Raw genomic sequence first — 15632 nt, 5'->3', positions numbered from 1 at the left:
GAAGTTCCAATGGCGGATGAGCGCCAAGTGCCGCAAAGCCACACCGATCAAGCCCAAATCGGGCCGCCATCACCAATGACGTCTCTTCAATGCCGCCAAAACGTCGGTTCTTCGAGGTGTCCAGTTGTGGCCGAAACTGGCCTCCGCCGGAGCCTGGGCGATCGCGATGCCTTGCTCCGACCAGGCGGCGTAAATGGCGTCGACCTCCGCCTCCGTCTCGACCTTGAGGCCGATTTCGAAGCCGCCTGCGAGCGCCGCCGGTGCAGGCTGGACGGTGTGCTTGCCCCACAGGCCGAGCATCAGCCCGGATTTGAGCGCGAACAGCGAAAAACCGGGCCGGGAGGCGACCGGCTCGGCGGCGAGCAGCGCCGTATAGAAGCTCTCGCTCTTCTGCGAGTCGTCGACATAGAGCAGGATGTAGTTGGGATGGTTCATGATCGCGGTCCTTGGTTGGTGACGCGAAAGACCATAGCCACCACCACTGCCAGTTTCTGGCAGTATCATTGCTCTTTTCCGGTGCGTTTCCATGAGCGAACGGAGAGCATTGGCATTCCATCCGCGTCATCCTCGGCCACCGTGCCGAAGATCCAGCCAGCGTCGCACCGAAATCCTCGGACCGTCCCGGCGTTCGAGCCGATCGCCCAAGGTCTGGGTCCTCGGGACGGAGCCCGATGACGAAGCGGAAGGGGCTCGGGCTGGTCCTCGACTCACGCCTCGGCATTCGACGCGCAGCCGCAGCGTCTAAAACGGAAGGCGACGCAGCGAGACTAGCCGCCCGGCTGCACGCTTCCTCTCCGCTCCTGCCATTCCTTCATCAGCGCGTGCCGCCTTCGGGGCGAGCGCTCCGTGAGAATCTCGGCGTTGGCGATCCGGTCCGTGCGGAAATGGCGAAAATCCTGGCGCAGTTCGCACCAGGCGGCCACCACCCGCACCTCGTCGAAATAGGCCAGGGCGAAGGGCCAGACGATGCGCTGCGTCGAAACGCCGTCGGCGGTGCGATAGTCGAGGGTAAGCTTGTGTTCCGACCGGATGGCCCTGCGCAGCAAGGGCAGGTCGACGGTGTCGGCCACCCGCCGATCCGGTCCCAGAAGCAGCGTGGACGTGTCGATTTCCGCGCGCAGATCGTCCGGCAGCACGGCGGCGATGCGCGCCAGCGCGCTGCGCGCGGCATCGCGCAGATGATGGTCGGTCCGCTCGGCCACCCAGCGCGATCCCAGCACCAGCGCCTCGATCTCCTCCTGCGAAAACATCAGAGGCGGCAGCATGAAGCCTGGCCTGAGCACGTAGCCGACGCCCGGTTCGCCCTCGATGTGGGCGCCCTGGGCCTGCAGGCTGGCGATGTCGCGATAGAGCGTGCGGATCGAAACGCCGATCTCCTCGGCCAGCACCTTGCCGCTCACCGGCCGACGCCGGACGCGCAGCGCCTGAAGGAGATCGAAGAGGCGTTCGGATCGGGACATGGCATCACTCTACCATCAGATGCTGCCAATTTGTGGCGGCATATCCAGCGCGCGTTTTGCCAACTGGACAATCGTCCCGCGATTGCCTCTCTTGCGAGGTGACCGCCCCCGCCTCTCATAAGGGACCTGCGTCGTTTCATGCTCCAGCCCGAGTTTTCGATCCGCACGCCGGACGGCGATACGCTGCCGCGCAAGGTGTGCACGCATTGCGGCTACGTCGCCTACGACAATCCGAAGGTCGTCGTCGGCTCCGTGGTGCGCCACGAAGGCCGGATCCTGTTGTGCCGCCGTGCGATCGCCCCGCGCGACGGGTTCTGGACGATCCCGACCGGCTATCTGGAATTGAACGAGACGCCGGAGGAGGGCGCCCGGCGCGAGGCGCGCGAGGAGGCCTGCGCCGAGCTTCGCATCGAGCGGCTGCTGGCGCTCTATTCGGTGCCGCGCATCAGCCAGGTGCAGCTGATCTTTCGCGCGGTTCTCGTCGATCCGCACGTCGCCGCGGGGGCTGAAAGCCGGGAGGTGCGGTTCTTCGATGTCGCCAACATTCCCTGGGACGATCTTGCCTTTCCGACCGTCCATTGGGCTCTCAGGCACGACGCCCAGGCCGAGATGGGCGCCCATCCTCTGCCGTTCGGCAATCCCGACGGCGAGGCCGGCGATCGGATGCCGGATGGCCGCATCGTAAGGGAAGGCGAATTGTGAGGAGCCGATGAGCCGAGACGGCGCGATCCCGACCTCCATCCTCGAGCAGTTCACGCGACAGGTCGAGGCCTGCGAGCACCTCGGTTCGCCGTTCACCGCCCGTCTCTGCCGCCTGCTGCCGGACCTTATCGACGACACGACGCTGACCGGGCGCGCCGTCAGGGATTGGACACACGATGGCTTGGCGGCGATGCCGCTTCGATTGACCGGCGCGCTGCACCGCCTCGTTCTGGCCGGCGCCGACACGGGCCTCGCCGCCGTTTACCCGCCGAACGAGGCCACCGACGCCGAACTCTCCGAGGCCATGCGGGCCGCGCTGGCCGGCCACGACGCGGAGATCCGCCGTTGGCTGGATTCGCCGCCGCAGACCAACGAGGTGGCGCGGGCGGCGGGTCTTCTGCCCGGCCTGTTGGTCGCGACCCGCGAGACGGGGCTGCCGCTGGCTCTCTTCGAAATCGGATCGAGTGCGGGGCTCAATCTGAGCCTCGACGCCTTCCGCTACACCTATGGCAACCGAAGCTGGGGTGATCCGGATTCGGCCGTCCACTTGCAGCCGGAGCTGCGCGGGGCCGAGCCGGATCTGACGGGTTCCTTACGGATCGCGGCACGTCGCGGCTGCGATCGCAGCCCGATCCGCATCGAAAATGCCGACGAGCGGCTTCGCCTGCGCGGCTATGTCTGGGCGGACCAGCCCGCGCGTCTTGCCCGGCTCGATGCGGCGTTGGCGCTGGCTCGCGGTGTCGACGCGACGGTGGAGCGTTGCGATGCGGCCGATTTCGCGCGATTGGTGCTGGCCGACCCGCGACCGGGCGTGACGACATGCCTGTTTCACTCGATCGTCTGGCAGTATCTGCCGGAGGCGACCAAGAACGATATCGAGACGGCCGTGCACGGCGCCGGCCGTATCGCCTCGCCGGAGGCTCCGATCGTCTGGCTGACCATGGAACCGGACCGCAATGGGCCCGGCGCCGCGCTTCTGCTGGAGCTTTGGCCGGGCGGCGAGCGCCGCCAACTCGGGCGCATGGACTTTCACGGCCGCTGGCTCGACTGGCGGGCCTGACCGGTCCGCAGCGCGAGGCTATTCCTGCACCTCGTCGGTCGCATCGCGGATCGAGGCGACCAGATCGCCAGGCAGGTTCAGACGCGCCGCCAGCATGTCGAGATAGGCCTTTTCCGCCGGATGGTCGGGATCGATGGCGAGCAGCGAGACCGTGTAGACCTCCGCGGCCGTCGCTTCGTCCGGCACCCGCTCGACCAGTTCGTCGATCGACAGCGGTCGGCGCATCTGATCCATCAGCAAGCCCTTCTCTTCCGCGCCGAGATCGAGGTCCGCGATCTTGCCGAACAAGCCGTCCTGCTCGTCCGCGTCGATATAGCCGTCGGCCTTGGCGGCCGCGATCATCGCCGACAGCATCAGGCTCGCCCGCTCGCCGGCTGCCTCACCGAGGGGATGGAAGCTTGTGCCCTCGACCATCGGGATCTCGCCCTGCAAAGCCGGCGACGCGGCTGCGGAGGCCGAACCCGTCGTCTGCTTGGCCTGGTAGTTCTGCCAGGCCTTGTAGGCGACACCGGCGACCAGAGCCATGCCGCCATATTTGATCGCCTTGCCGCCGAGCTTGCGGCCGCGCTTGCCGGACAGCAGGTAGGTGGCCAGCCCGCCGGCCAGCGCACCCTTCAGCATCGAGCCGCGATCGCCTTGCAGGAGGCCGCCGATCTGGTCCTGCAGGGAGCCGCCCTCTGCCGTTCTGGACGGCGCAGCGCCATCCTGAACGGCGCTGCCCGTGCCGAGAAACTGGTCGAGAAGCTTTTGGGCGTCGATCATCTCTCCGGTCCTTTCCTCATGACGAGATTCGAACCGGATATCGGGATGCCGAAGCGCCCTCGCAACGGCGCTGACAGAGACGTTATTCCTCGCCCTCGAGCGGCTCCAGCGAGTGGCGTTTCAGAAGCGGAAGCTGGAACAGCATGAAGGCGATGGTCAGCGGCATCGTCGCCCAGACCTTGAACGCGACCCAGACGTCGGTGGAGAACATCCGCCAGACCACCTCGTTGAGGACCGCAAGCAGGATGAAGAACAACCCCCAGCGCAGCGTCAGCTTGCGCCACCCCTCGTCATCGAGCCTGAAGGCCTGGTCGAAGACGTAACCGAGGAGCGATTTGCCGAAGAGGAGGCCGCCGAGCAGGATCGCCGCGAACAGCGCGTTGACCAGCGTCGGCTTCATCTTGATGAAGGTGTCGTTATGCAGCCAGAGTGTCAGCGCGCCGAAGACGACGACGAAGATGCCGGTGACCAACGGCATCACCGGCAACGAGCGGGTCAGCGCCCAGGACACGCCAAGCGCGATGACGGTTGCGACCATAAACAGAGCGGTGGCGACGAAGATCGGCCCGCCCAATGCCGCAAGCGCCGGAACGGCGGCGGCGATCGCCTCGCCTTTGGCATTCGCAAAAAAGAAAACCGCCAGAGGCCCGAGTTCCAGTGCCAGCTTGAGAAGCGGGTTGAGCTCCTTGCGGCCCGGCGCGTTGGGCGCCTCTTCGAAGACATGCTGATGTTCGGTCATTGCCGTTCCTGCTGTGGTGCCGTCCTCATATTGGCCCAAATGGTATCGATATGAAGGCCGGAGGCGGTCGATCAGGTCAATTCACGCCGAATCCGCCTCGTTCGAATGCCCTCTTTAGCCCAGGCAAATTTCTTGGCATAAGGAATTGGTTACCAAGTTTCGTCGATGATAGGGGACATCGACGGCAGGGCAGGCTCGATGCCTGTGCCGGAGCGGGCGAATGGCGATGCCGACGCCCATTTGCGTATCGCGCTGGGGAAAGCGATTGACTGCTATAGGAATTGAGGGGATCGGGTTCGATGGGAGACGGCGTTCGCCGGCGCTCCGCATGGCGCCGCGACGTATCGCCTACGCCGGCATTGTCTCGGTTTCGGTCTCGGCGCTGCTGGTCGCCGGCCATTTCGTGAATTCCCACGCCGCGGTCGACGTTGCTGCCGAGCAGAGCCCATGGCCCGGTCTGGAAGATCATGCCGAACTGGCCGAGCGTGGCGACCGCGTGATCCGGCACTCGCCGGAGGACGATCGCGGCGGACGTGTGTTCCATCAGCTTTCAGCCGCCGCTCCGGATACGGATTCGACCCTCGGCGCAGAGCGTCAATCCCGCTATTCCGCTGTGGCGGAGTGGCACAGCATGGCGGATGGCGGCGATCTCGCCTGGCGATCCTCCGAGAGCAAGCAGCCCGAGCGAAGCGGGGAACTTCCCCACCACCAGACGGCGAAGCTCGAAATCGCTTCGGTGCCGGCCGTTTCGGCCGTAACGACCCTTCCGACGGCTCGTCCGCAGCCAAGCGCACCATCCACCCGCCTGGCATCGCTCGACAGACAGCAGGCCATGTCGGCTGTGACGTCCTTGCCGAAAGACGTGGCGGAGGCTCCGATCGAGCGTTCGCTGTCGTCCGCCGGCCAATCCGTCGAGGCCAGCATCGTTGCCGAAACGCCGTCCGTCCTTCTGAAGACGGTGGCCTTGCCGGCCCCGCGACCCGATGTGGTCCCCCAGGAGGCCGTCCAACTGGCGAGCCTGGAGCCGCAAGTGCCGACCGAACGGGATGACGACACCGTTCCCGATGCGATGATCCTGCCCGAGGCACCCCTGCCGCAGCGACGGCCCGCCTACCAGGCTTCCGTGGCGCCGTCCCAGCCGGCTGTGGCGCCCCGACAGCCGGCCGCAGCGCCGAAGGAGCCGTCTGCGACGCTCGCCTATGCGCGGCCCGAAACGGCTGTCGAGAAGAAGGAGAGCTTCTTCAGCAAGCTCTTCAACCACGACAGCGGGTCGCAACTGCCCGGAGCCCGCAGCGGTATCGCCGTCTACGACATCAAGGCCGCCACCGTCTATCTGCCCAACGGCAAGACGCTCGAAGCGCATTCCGGCCTGGGTCAGATGCAGGACAACCCGCGCTATGTGAACCAGAAGAACCGTGGCCCGACGCCGCCGAACGTCTATAATCTCGTGATGCGCGAGGCCCGCTTCCACGGCGCGGAAGCGATCCGGCTGCTGCCGTCGGACGGCAAGAAGAAGTTCAACCGCGACGGCCTTCTCGCCCACCCCTACATGTATATCGGTGGCGGGGACCGCTCCCAGTCGAACGGCTGCGTGGTGTTCGAGGATTATTCGAAGTTTCTGGCGGCCTTCAAGCAGGGCCAGGTCAAGCGTCTGATCGTGGTGCCCACCCTCGACGAACTGCCGACCTACATGGCGGCCCTATAGGCGAAAATCGATGAGCGGGCGGCCGTAGGAGGCCGACGTCTGCGGCGATCGATCTTCGCCGTCTACGGGCTCTGCGATCTGTGCCGCGAGACTACCCCGCCAATCCGGCGATCGCCTGGGCAAAGTCCCTGGCTTTGAAGGGCTCCAAATCGTCGATGCCCTCGCCGACGCCTACGAAATAGACCGGCAGCTTGTGCTTGGCGGCGATGGCGACCAGGATGCCGCCGCGCGCCGTGCCGTCGAGCTTGGTCATCACGAGGCCGTTGACGCCGGCCACGTTGCGGAAGATTTCGACTTGGCTGAGCGCGTTCTGGCCGGTCGTCGCGTCGAGCGTCTGGAGCACGGTGTGCGGCGCGTCCGGCTCTCGCTTGCGCAGCACGCGGACGATCTTTTCCAGCTCCGCCATCAGCTCCGCCTTGTTCTGGAGCCGACCGGCCGTGTCGATAATGAGGACGTCCGAGCCGTTGGCGAGCGCCGCGTCGTAGGCTTCGAAGGCAAGGCCGGCGGCGTCGGCGCCGATCTGCTTGGCGATCACCTCCGAGCCGGTGCGCTCGCCCCAGATCTTGAGCTGTTCGACGGCCGCGGCGCGAAACGTGTCGCCGGCGCAGAGCGTCACCTTGAGGCCGCCGCGCGTCAGCTTGGCGGCGAGCTTGCCGATGGTCGTGGTCTTGCCGGTGCCGTTGACCCCCACCACCAGAACGACATGGGGCTTCTTGTCGAGGTTGAGTTCCAGCGGCACGGCAACGGGAGCGAGCGCGGTCTCCACCTCTTCCGCCAGGATCGAGCGCACCGCATCGCCGGAAATTTCCTTGCCGAAGCGGCCTTCGGACAGTCGGTCGGTGATCTTCATCGCCGTTTCGACGCCGAGGTCGGCCTGGATCAGCACATCCTCGAAATCCTGTAGCGTGTCTTCATCGAGCCGCCGCTTGGTGAAGAGCGCGGTGATCGAGCCCGAGAGCTGGTCGGAGGAGCGGGCAAGCCCCTGGCGCAGGCGCTGGTACCAGGGAACCCGAGGCGCCGGTGCGATCTCCACCGGCGCGGCCGGAGCGGCGCGGCGGCGCCAGCCGTCCTCGGGGATCGGGGCGAGGGGCGGCACGGCGGCCGGCAACGGCTCGGCGGGAATTCGGGCGACGCCGCCATCCGCTTCGAGAAGCGTCGTCTCGGCTTCGGCCACCGCAGCATCGTCGGGCGCGGGCGCGTCCTCCTCTTCTTCGGGAGGAAGGGGGGCATCGAGCCAGGAGAAATCCGCCTCCGGCTCGTCCTCCTCGTCCGCCGGCTCGTCGGCGGATGTCTCCGGCGCGGCCACGTCCTGCACCGGCGTGGCGACCGGTTCGTTCAACTCGTCTCGGCGCTCGGCCTCCACGGTTTCATCGGCGGGTTCGACAGGCTGCTCCAGCCAGGAAAAGTCCGCCGAAGGCTCCTCGGTCGCCTCGGATGCGTCTTCCAGCCAGGAAAAATCGGCTTCGGATTCGGCCTTCGCGACTGCGTCGGGGGCTGGCTCCGAAATGTCCTCGGAGGTTTCCAGGCTTTCCGGCGCGACAGGCCCTTCCGGCACGACGGGTTCTTCCGCGACCGGCTCTTCCGCGACCGGCTCTGCAGCGGCCGGTTCTCCGGGTTCAACCGGCTCGATCGCTTCCAAGGCGGGCGCGGAAGCGTCATCGAGAGGCAGTTCCTCTGCCGGTGCTCGCTCGTCGGTCGGAGCAGGGAGCTCGACGGTCGGGACAACCGGATGCGTGGTCTCGGCCTCCGGCCCCGTCGGCTGGTCGTCCGATCCGAAGGAAAAGATCCGCCGGAAAAAGCCCGTCTTCTCAGCCATGATTCGTCCTTGCCATGCGGCTCAGGCCGCGAGCGTCGCGCGCGCGGGCTCGGCGATCAGCCGTTCGCCGTCTTCGTCGGTGACGGTCGTTGCGACGATCGCGCCGGGGGCGCCGTCGCTGACCGCACACGGGGTGAAGTCTTCCGTTCGGCCGAGGCCTTCGCGCTCGATCAACACCCGTTGCGAGGTTCCGACGAGCTGCGTCAGATGCGCCTGATAGGCGGCGTCGCCTGCGGCGCGCAGACGCGCCGCGCGCTCCTTGACGAGCGGCCGCGGCAGCTGCGGCATGCGCGCGGCCGGCGTTCCCTCGCGCGGGCTGAACGGGAAGACGTGGAGCAGCGTCAGCCCGCAGTCCTCGACCAGCTTGAGCGAATTTTGAAACATCGCTTCGGTCTCGGTCGGAAAACCGGCGATGATGTCGGCGCCGAACACGATGTCGGGTCTGGCGGCGCGCATCGCCTCGCAGAAGCGAATGGCGTCGTCGCGCAGATGGCGCCGCTTCATCCGCTTCAGGATCATGTCGTCGCCGGCCTGCAGCGACAGGTGCAGGTGCGGCATCAGGCGGGCTTCCGAGGCGATCGCCTCGACCAGCGCTTCGTCGGCCTCGACGGAATCGATCGACGAGAGGCGCAGACGCTTCAGCTCCGGCACGTGGGTAAGGATCGCCTGGACCAGCGTGCCGAGCCGCGCTTTGCCCGGCAGGTCGGCGCCATAGCTCGTCAGGTCGACGCCGGACAGCACGACTTCGCCGTAGCCGCCGTCCACCAGGCGTTTGACCTGATCGACCGCCGCGCCCATCGGGACGGAGCGCGAATTGCCCCGCCCAAAGGGAATGATGCAGAAAGTGCAGCGGTGATCGCAGCCGTTCTGCACCTGGACGATGGCGCGCGCCCGGCCTTCGATGGCGTCGACCATGTGTCCGGCCGTCTCGGTGACGCTCATGATGTCGTTGACGCGGATCTTTTCCTGCGTCGAGACCCCAAAATCGGGAAGGGCCCGATAGGCCGTGGCCGAGAGCTTCTCCTCGTTGCCGATCACCGCGTCGACCTCGGCCATCGACGCGAAGCGTCCCGCCTCGGTCTGGGCCGCGCAACCCGTAACGATGATCCGGGCCTCGGGGTTCTCGCGCCGCGCCTTGCGCACGGCCTGGCGTGCCTGGCGCACCGCTTCGGCCGTCACCGCACAGGTGTTGATCAGGATGGCGCCGCGACCGTCCTCGCCGAGGCCGGCTTCGGCCGCCTCGCGCTTCATCACCTCCGCCTCGTAGGTGTTGAGGCGGCAGCCGAACGAGATCACTTCGACGCCCATCTAGAGCGCCTCCGGTACGGTCTCTTGGTCGCGTTCATAGGCGCCGGTCGCCGGATCGAGGCGGCCCGACCATTCCCATTCGCTCGGACCGGTCATGACCACGCGGTCGTCGGTGCGCCACTCGATCAGCAGGTCGCCGCCGGCCGGCACGGTCACCGCCACGGTGCGGTCGGTGCGCTTCAGCCGGGCCGCGGAAACGGCTGCGGCACAGGCGGCCGAGCCGCAGGCGCGCGTCAATCCCGCACCTCGCTCCCAGGTGCGGATCGTCATCGCGCTGCGGCTGGTGATCCGCGCAATCGTGATGTTGGCCCGCTCGGGAAAGATCGGATGGTTCTCCAGGATCGGGCCAAAGCGTTCGAGATCGTAGGACCACACGTCGTTATCGACCCAGAAGATCGCATGCGGATTGCCCATCGAGGCAACGGACGGCGAGTGCAGCACGGGCGCGTCGATCGGGCCGATCTGCAGCTCGATGCGCCGCGTGTCGCGAAATTCCTCGGCGAGTGGGATTTCGTTCCAGGCGAAGCGCGGCTGGCCCATGTCAACCGAAATCAGTCCGTCGGGATGCTCTTCGGCATTGAGCAGGCCGGCGACGGTCTGGAAAGTGAAACGCGTCTGGCCCGTCTCGGCCGACAGCGCCGCGACGACGCAACGCGTACCGTTGCCGCAGGCCTGCGCCGCCGAGCCGTCGGCATTGAGAATGCGGATGAAGGCGTCGGTTCCCTGCACCTTCGGATCATGGATTGCCATGATCTGATCGAAATGCGTTTCCGGCCTCGCAGCCAAGGCGCGCGCGGCCTCCGGCGTGATGCGATCCGCACGCCCCCTCATATCGGCAACGAGGATTTCGTTACCGAGCCCGTTCATCTTCGCAAAGGGCAACCAGTCGGACATCAGAGAAAGCGGTCAGCGGTCAAAACGATATCGATCGTCCGCCTATATGGCAAAGTTGAAGCCGCAATGCCACCGGCAGCGCCCGCCGCCCGACGCGTCTCCGCTTATCGCCCTTGAGTGACCGGCATCTATTCGATGGCGAACAGCGGTGCCGTGGCCTTCCAGGCGCCGTCCTTGTCGCGCACCGACAGGCGATAGCTCGTGTCGCGCTCGACATCCCCGGGCAGTTCGACGGAGGCCTGGAGTGTGCCCTCCGGCGTGGTGTGCGCCTCGTCGAGAACCGTGTAGGCCGAGCGACGGCCACCACCGGCGATGACGACGTCTACGTCCTTCGGCAGGCCGGTGGCCGACAGCGTCACGGTGCTGCCGGGCGCACCGCTCTCCGGTTCGATCGACACGTCGGCCGGTTCCTCGCCGTCCGTGACGCCGATCTTTTGGCCGAGATCGCGCACCCGCTGATTGATCTGCGGATTGCGCTCCAGGAAATCGTTGACTGACGAGCCGATGGCCGAGCCGACCCCCTGCGCCGCCTGGCCCAACTCCTCGCCCGCCTGGTCCGCCAGCGAGCCCAGTCGTTTCATCGCCCCGCCCGCGGTCGTCGTCAGGTCGACGGTCGATCCGACGGCGAGGTCGTCCGATCCCTGGATCGAGGGGTTGGCGCGCAGGATCGTGAACTCGCTTACGTCGCAGCGATCGGCAATGGCGCTGATCGTATCTCCCGGTTCGACGACGGTTTGGTCGCCGCAGTCGCCCGCAACATCCTGGGCGAGGGCCGGAGCGCAAAGGGCGGTGAGCGGAATGGCAACGGCGATCAACTTCAGCATCGGACACGATCCTTCTTGGCTGTCTGTAAGACAAGGATTCAACCCGTGCTTCGCGGCGATGGTTCCGCTCGTCAGACTTACGGTTTGGTCAGCTCAGCCTCATGATCGGTCGCTGCCGTGGTCAGGGCGTCGGCCGCAAGCGGCGGCATCGGCGGCCCGTCGATCGAATGCGGCAGCGTATGGACGAGGCCCGGGCGCGCCGCGACAAAACGTTGCGGGTCCACCTGCCATTTGGCGAGCGCTGCGGCGAGTCGCCGAACGGGCTCGTCCACCGCCTCGTCGGTGAGCTGGAAGGTGCCCCAATGGCTGCCGAGCACCATTTCCGCTTCGAGGAAGCGGGCGGCCCGCACCGCCTCGTCCGGGTCCTGATGCTGGGGCGCCATGAAGAAGCGGGGCGCATAGGCGCCGATCGGCAGCATCGCGAGTTTGGGCGGCCCATGCCGCTCGCGCGCCGCACGATAGTTGGCGCCGCCGAAAAACCCGGAATCGCCGACGACATAGATCAGCCCGGCCGGCGTATGGACGGCGAAGGAGGCCCAGAGCGTCATGCGGCGGTCGTAGAGGCCGCGCGCGCCCCAATGGTGCGTCGGCTCGAAGGTGATTGCCACGGAGGGGTTCAGCATCGCGCGATCCAGCCAGTCATAGGCTTCGATCCTGGCATCCGGGCAGAAGCGGTGAATCAGGGCGTCGTTGCCGAGCGGTGTGACGAAGCGCGGCTGGAAGCGCGCTTGCAGCCGCCGCAGCGTCGCCCGGTCCATGTGGTCGTAATGCGAATGGGAGACGCACACCACGTCGATCGGCGGCAGATCGTCGAAGCCGATGCCCGGCGCGTTGTGCCGCTTGGGTCCGAGCCGTTCGAAGGGCGAGCAGCGCTCGGACCAGACCGGATCGAAGAGCATGTTGAGGCCGCCCGTCTGAAGCAGCAGCGATGCATGGCCGACGAACGACAGACGCGCGGCGTCGCCGTCGACGCGCTCCGGCGGCCGATCGGGCGGGAAGGGACTCGGAAACGACTCCGGCCATGCGGCCGGTCGATTCTTCAGCCGCCAGCGCAGGAGCTGGCTCGCCTGGCCGGGCCCCTCGCCACCGGGATTGAAAAACAGCCTGCCGTCGAAATGGTCGCTTTCGGGCCCTCGATAAAAGGGGTTGGCGCGGGACAGTAAGGGCATGAGACAACCTTGGGAGGGCGGAACGCTCCCGCCATGTAGGACCTCGCATCCGGTTTCGCAGCGGGGGCCGTCATCGCCTTTTGATTTCGGCGAATGTCGATAGGGCTTGCGGTCGCCTTGGCGACGGGACAGTGCCGGTCTATGAGGGTCAGCCGAGGTGGCCGTCCCAGTCCGCCTGTCACGCCCCGATCCTTCCCTTCCCTCGCTTTGGGAAATCCCTCTGGATTCCGTCGTGCTGCATTTTCCACGAACCGGCGCAAGCCGGCCGCACAAGCATATGTCGCCTTCTGCCCGCGTTATGGCGAAGTTTCGCCAGCGTTTCCGGTCCAGCGAAATCTGGTTCGTGGTCATCGCGGTGGTCGTCGGCGCGCTGGCCGGTATCGGAACCGTGGTGCTGGAGGTGGCGGCGCAGGCGACCCAAACGCTCCTCTACGACCTCCCGGATGGCGCGCGTCTGAGCACTCAAACGGAGATCGTCCCCCTGCGTCTGCTCGCTTTGCCGGCGGGCGGATTGGCGCTGGTTCTGTTCAGCCAACTGGTCCGGGCGCGTCGGCGGGCCCTGGTCGACGCCGTCGAGGCCAATGCCTTGCATGGCGGCCGGATGTCGGTCGTCGACAGTATGGTCATCGCCGGCCAGACGCTGATCTCCAACGGCTGTGGCGCTTCGGTGGGCCTGGAAGCGGCCTATGCGCAAATGGGCAGCGTGTTCGCTTCGATTGCCGGCTTGCGGCTCGGCCTGCGCCGGTCGGACGTGCGCACGCTCGTGGGGGCTGGCGCCGGCGCGGCGATCTCGGCGGCGTTCGGAGCGCCTCTGGCGGGCTGCTTCTATGCCTTCGAAATCGTCATCGGCGCCTATACGCCGTCGGCGATCGCGCCGGTGGCGGCCGCATCCTTGAGCGGCACTCTCGTAGCCCAAGCGCTCGGTGCCCATCCCTATGCGATCGGCTACGACGGGGTGGGACACGTCGCTTCGACCGACTATCTCGTGTTCGTCGCGCTCGGCGCGCTTCTCGGCCTCGTCGCGATCGTACTAATGTATGCGATCTCGGTATTGGAAGGGGTTTCCCGGCGATTGCCGCTGGCAAACTGGCTCCGGCCGGTGATCGGCGGCGTGCTGATGATGCCGCTCGCCCTGGTGACGCCCCAGGTGCTTTCCTCGGGGCATTCGGCTCTCGCCGTGGACGTCTCGATCGGCGGATCCGTCGCGTTCCTGGCCAGTGTCTTCCTGGCCAAATCTTGCGCTTCCGCGATCAGCCTCGGCTTCGGCTATCGCGGCGGCCTGTTCTTCGCCTCGCTTTTCCTGGGAGCGGTCGCAGGCCGGCTCTATGGCGTGCTCCTCCAGCAACTCGCCGGCTATGTGGTGATCGATCCGGCCCAATCGGCATTGGTCGGCATGGCCGCCCTGGCGGTCGCCATCATCGGCGGACCGATCACCATGGCCATGCTGGTGCTGGAGGCGACCCAGGACCTCGCCATCACCGGTGTGGTGATCGCCGCGACGCTGGTGGCCAGCACCGTGGTGAGAGTTCTCTTCGGCTACTCCTTCTCGACCTGGCGGCTGCATCTTCGCGGTGAAACGATCCGCAGCGCACGCGACGTCGGCTGGATTCGCACTCTGACGGCGGGCCGGATGATGCGCCGCGAGACGCGGGCCGTCCCCGGCTCGATCAGCATCGGCGAATTCCAGCGCCGGTTTCCGCTGGGATCGACGCAACGCGTCGTGCTGCTCGACGCCTCGGGTCGCTACGCCGGAATCGTGCTGACCGCGAGCGCCTACGGCGAGACCGTCGATCCGGCGGAGCCGGCCGATAGCCTGGCGATCCTGCAGGACGCCGCGCTGACGCCGGAGATGAACATCGTCGACGTCATGCACAGCTTCGACGTTGTCGGCAGCGACGAGTTTGCCGTGGTCGCGCCGGACCGGACCGTGCTCGGCCTCTTGTCGGAGACTTACGTCCGCAAGCGGTACGCCGAGGAACTGGAAAAGGCCCAACGCGAGCTTTTCGGCGAGGGAAACCGGCGATAGGCACGAGCCTGTGCCTCGCCGCCCTTGTTGGCGACCGGCGCCGTTCAGCCGTTTCTGTAGAGGTAGGAATAGCCGTTGATCGCGGGCACGCCGCCGAGATGGGCATAGAGCACCCTCGATCCGGCGGGGAAATAGTCCTTCTGGACCAGGTCGATCAGGCCCTGCATGGATTTGCCCTCGTAGACCGGGTCCGTCATCATGCCTTCCGTCCGCGCCGCCAGGCGGATCGCCGCGTTGGTCTCCTCGGACGGTATGCCATAGGCCGGGTAGGCATAGTCGGCGATCAGCGTCAGATCGGCGTCGGTAAGGTCGCGGCCCAGGCCGACGAGATCGGCGGTGCTGCGCGCGATCTCCAGCACCTGGGCGCGGGTCTGCTCCAACGTCGCCGAGGCGTCGATGCCGACCACCTTGTCGGCCCGCCCGTCCTTGGCGAAGCCGACCAGCATGCCGGCATGGGTCGAGCCGGTGACGGTGCAGACGACGACATAGTCGAATTGGAAGCCGAGTTCGGCTTCCTGGGCGCGCACCTCTTCGGCAAAGCCGACGAAACCGAGCCCGCCGAGCTTGTGAACCGAGGCGCCTGCGGGGATGGGGTAGGGCGTGCCGCCTCTGGCCCTGACGTCCTCCAATGCCCGCTCCCAGCTCTCGCGGATGCCGATGTCGAAGCCCTCGTCGACCAGTTCGATCTCGGCGCCCATGACGCGGCTCATCAGGATGTTGCCGACCCTGTCGTAGACGGCGTCGGGGAAGGGCACCCAGCTCTCCTGGACCAGTCGGCACTTCATGCCGAGCTTGGCCGCGACGGCCGCCACCTGGCGCGTATGGTTGGACTGGACGCCCCCGATGGTGACCAGCGTATCGGCCCCTTTCGCGATGGCGTCCGGCACGATGTATTCCAGCTTGCGGATCTTGTTGCCGCCGAAGGCCAGGCCGGAATTGCAGTCCTCGCGCTTGGCGTAGATCTCGACCTTGCCGCCGAGATGAGCGGACAGGCGCGGCAGCTTTTCGATCGGCGTGGGGCCGAACATCAGCGGATAGCGTTCAAATTTTTCAAGCATGGAAGCGGCTCCAGACCGGGAAGAGGATGCCGCAAACGCTAAACGAAATGCCGCGAAAGGTGCTTTCAAAGTTGAGCGGATCATGCGATGAAAATCATCAGAAGATCGG

At 66.6% G+C, this 15632-nt stretch carries 14 protein-coding genes; 4 read left to right on the top strand and 10 right to left on the bottom strand.

The features are described 5' to 3' along the window. Positions 1–69: 69 nt before the first annotated feature. Positions 70–435, bottom strand: coding sequence for a VOC family protein (locus SMD10_RS21065; protein WP_331687713.1), 366 nt, complete (start codon positions 433–435; stop codon positions 70–72). Between the two features lie 332 nt (positions 436–767). Next, positions 768–1460 (bottom strand): helix-turn-helix transcriptional regulator, encoded by a 693-nt coding sequence (locus SMD10_RS21060; protein ID WP_331687712.1) that lies wholly within the window; start codon positions 1458–1460, stop codon positions 768–770. A 138-nt stretch (positions 1461–1598) separates the two neighbouring features. On the opposite strand from SMD10_RS21060, the gene SMD10_RS21055 reads away from it, so the two are divergent. After that, the gene (locus SMD10_RS21055; RefSeq protein ID WP_331687711.1) at positions 1599–2162 is read left to right on the top strand and encodes an NUDIX hydrolase; all 564 of its coding nucleotides are present in this window, start codon (positions 1599–1601) and stop codon (positions 2160–2162) included. A gap of 7 nt (positions 2163–2169) precedes the next feature. Then, a complete protein-coding gene (locus tag SMD10_RS21050; protein ID WP_331687710.1) occupies positions 2170–3222 on the top strand; it encodes a DUF2332 domain-containing protein in 1053 nt (350 codons plus the stop codon). An 18-nt stretch (positions 3223–3240) separates the two neighbouring features. On the opposite strand, the gene SMD10_RS21045 is transcribed toward SMD10_RS21050, so the two are convergent. Together SMD10_RS21045 and SMD10_RS21040 are read right to left on the bottom strand one after the other, a co-directional pair. After that, the gene (locus SMD10_RS21045; protein ID WP_331687709.1) at positions 3241–3984 is read right to left on the bottom strand and encodes a tellurite resistance TerB family protein; all 744 of its coding nucleotides are present in this window, start codon (positions 3982–3984) and stop codon (positions 3241–3243) included. 82 nt (positions 3985–4066) lie between these two features. Continuing rightward, a complete protein-coding gene (locus tag SMD10_RS21040; protein ID WP_331687708.1) occupies positions 4067–4723 on the bottom strand; it encodes a septation protein A in 657 nt (218 codons plus the stop codon). Positions 4724–5051: 328 nt separating this feature from the next. Between SMD10_RS21040 and SMD10_RS21035 the strand changes: the two genes are divergently transcribed. Then, the gene (locus SMD10_RS21035; protein WP_331687707.1) at positions 5052–6428 is read left to right on the top strand and encodes a DUF2778 domain-containing protein; all 1377 of its coding nucleotides are present in this window, start codon (positions 5052–5054) and stop codon (positions 6426–6428) included. Between the two features lie 91 nt (positions 6429–6519). Here the strand turns inward: SMD10_RS21035 and ftsY are convergent, their stop codons facing one another. From ftsY to SMD10_RS21010, 5 genes are all read right to left on the bottom strand, one after another. Next, a complete protein-coding gene (gene ftsY / locus SMD10_RS21030; RefSeq protein WP_331687706.1) occupies positions 6520–8244 on the bottom strand; it encodes a signal recognition particle-docking protein FtsY in 1725 nt (574 codons plus the stop codon). A gap of 21 nt (positions 8245–8265) precedes the next feature. After that, entirely contained in the window at positions 8266–9552 is a 1287-nt protein-coding gene (gene mtaB / locus SMD10_RS21025) for a tRNA (N(6)-L-threonylcarbamoyladenosine(37)-C(2))-methylthiotransferase MtaB (RefSeq protein WP_331687705.1), read from the bottom strand. After that, entirely contained in the window at positions 9553–10446 is an 894-nt protein-coding gene (dapF, locus tag SMD10_RS21020) for a diaminopimelate epimerase (protein ID WP_331687704.1), read from the bottom strand. It abuts the gene before it with no gap. Positions 10447–10574: 128 nt separating this feature from the next. After that, positions 10575–11270: a LysM peptidoglycan-binding domain-containing protein gene (locus SMD10_RS21015; RefSeq protein WP_331687703.1), complete on the bottom strand. Its 696-nt coding sequence runs from the start codon at positions 11268–11270 to the stop codon at positions 10575–10577. A gap of 77 nt (positions 11271–11347) precedes the next feature. Continuing rightward, positions 11348–12439, bottom strand: a complete 1092-nt coding sequence (locus SMD10_RS21010; protein WP_331687702.1) for an MBL fold metallo-hydrolase — start codon at positions 12437–12439, stop codon at positions 11348–11350. Between the two features lie 298 nt (positions 12440–12737). Between SMD10_RS21010 and SMD10_RS21005 the strand changes: the two genes are divergently transcribed. Next, positions 12738–14465, top strand: coding sequence for a chloride channel protein (locus SMD10_RS21005; protein WP_331687701.1), 1728 nt, complete (start codon positions 12738–12740; stop codon positions 14463–14465). A gap of 44 nt (positions 14466–14509) precedes the next feature. On the opposite strand, the gene SMD10_RS21000 is transcribed toward SMD10_RS21005, so the two are convergent. Continuing rightward, on the bottom strand, positions 14510–15523 hold the full coding sequence (locus SMD10_RS21000; RefSeq protein WP_331687700.1) for a 1-aminocyclopropane-1-carboxylate deaminase: 1014 nt from the start codon (positions 15521–15523) through the stop codon (positions 14510–14512). Between the last annotated feature and the right edge of the window lie 109 nt (positions 15524–15632).

Source organism: Consotaella aegiceratis (genome assembly GCF_036541425.1).
Lineage (GTDB): Bacteria > Pseudomonadota > Alphaproteobacteria > Rhizobiales > Rhizobiaceae > Consotaella > Consotaella aegiceratis.
This window is presented reverse-complemented; position numbering and strand designations above follow the sequence as displayed.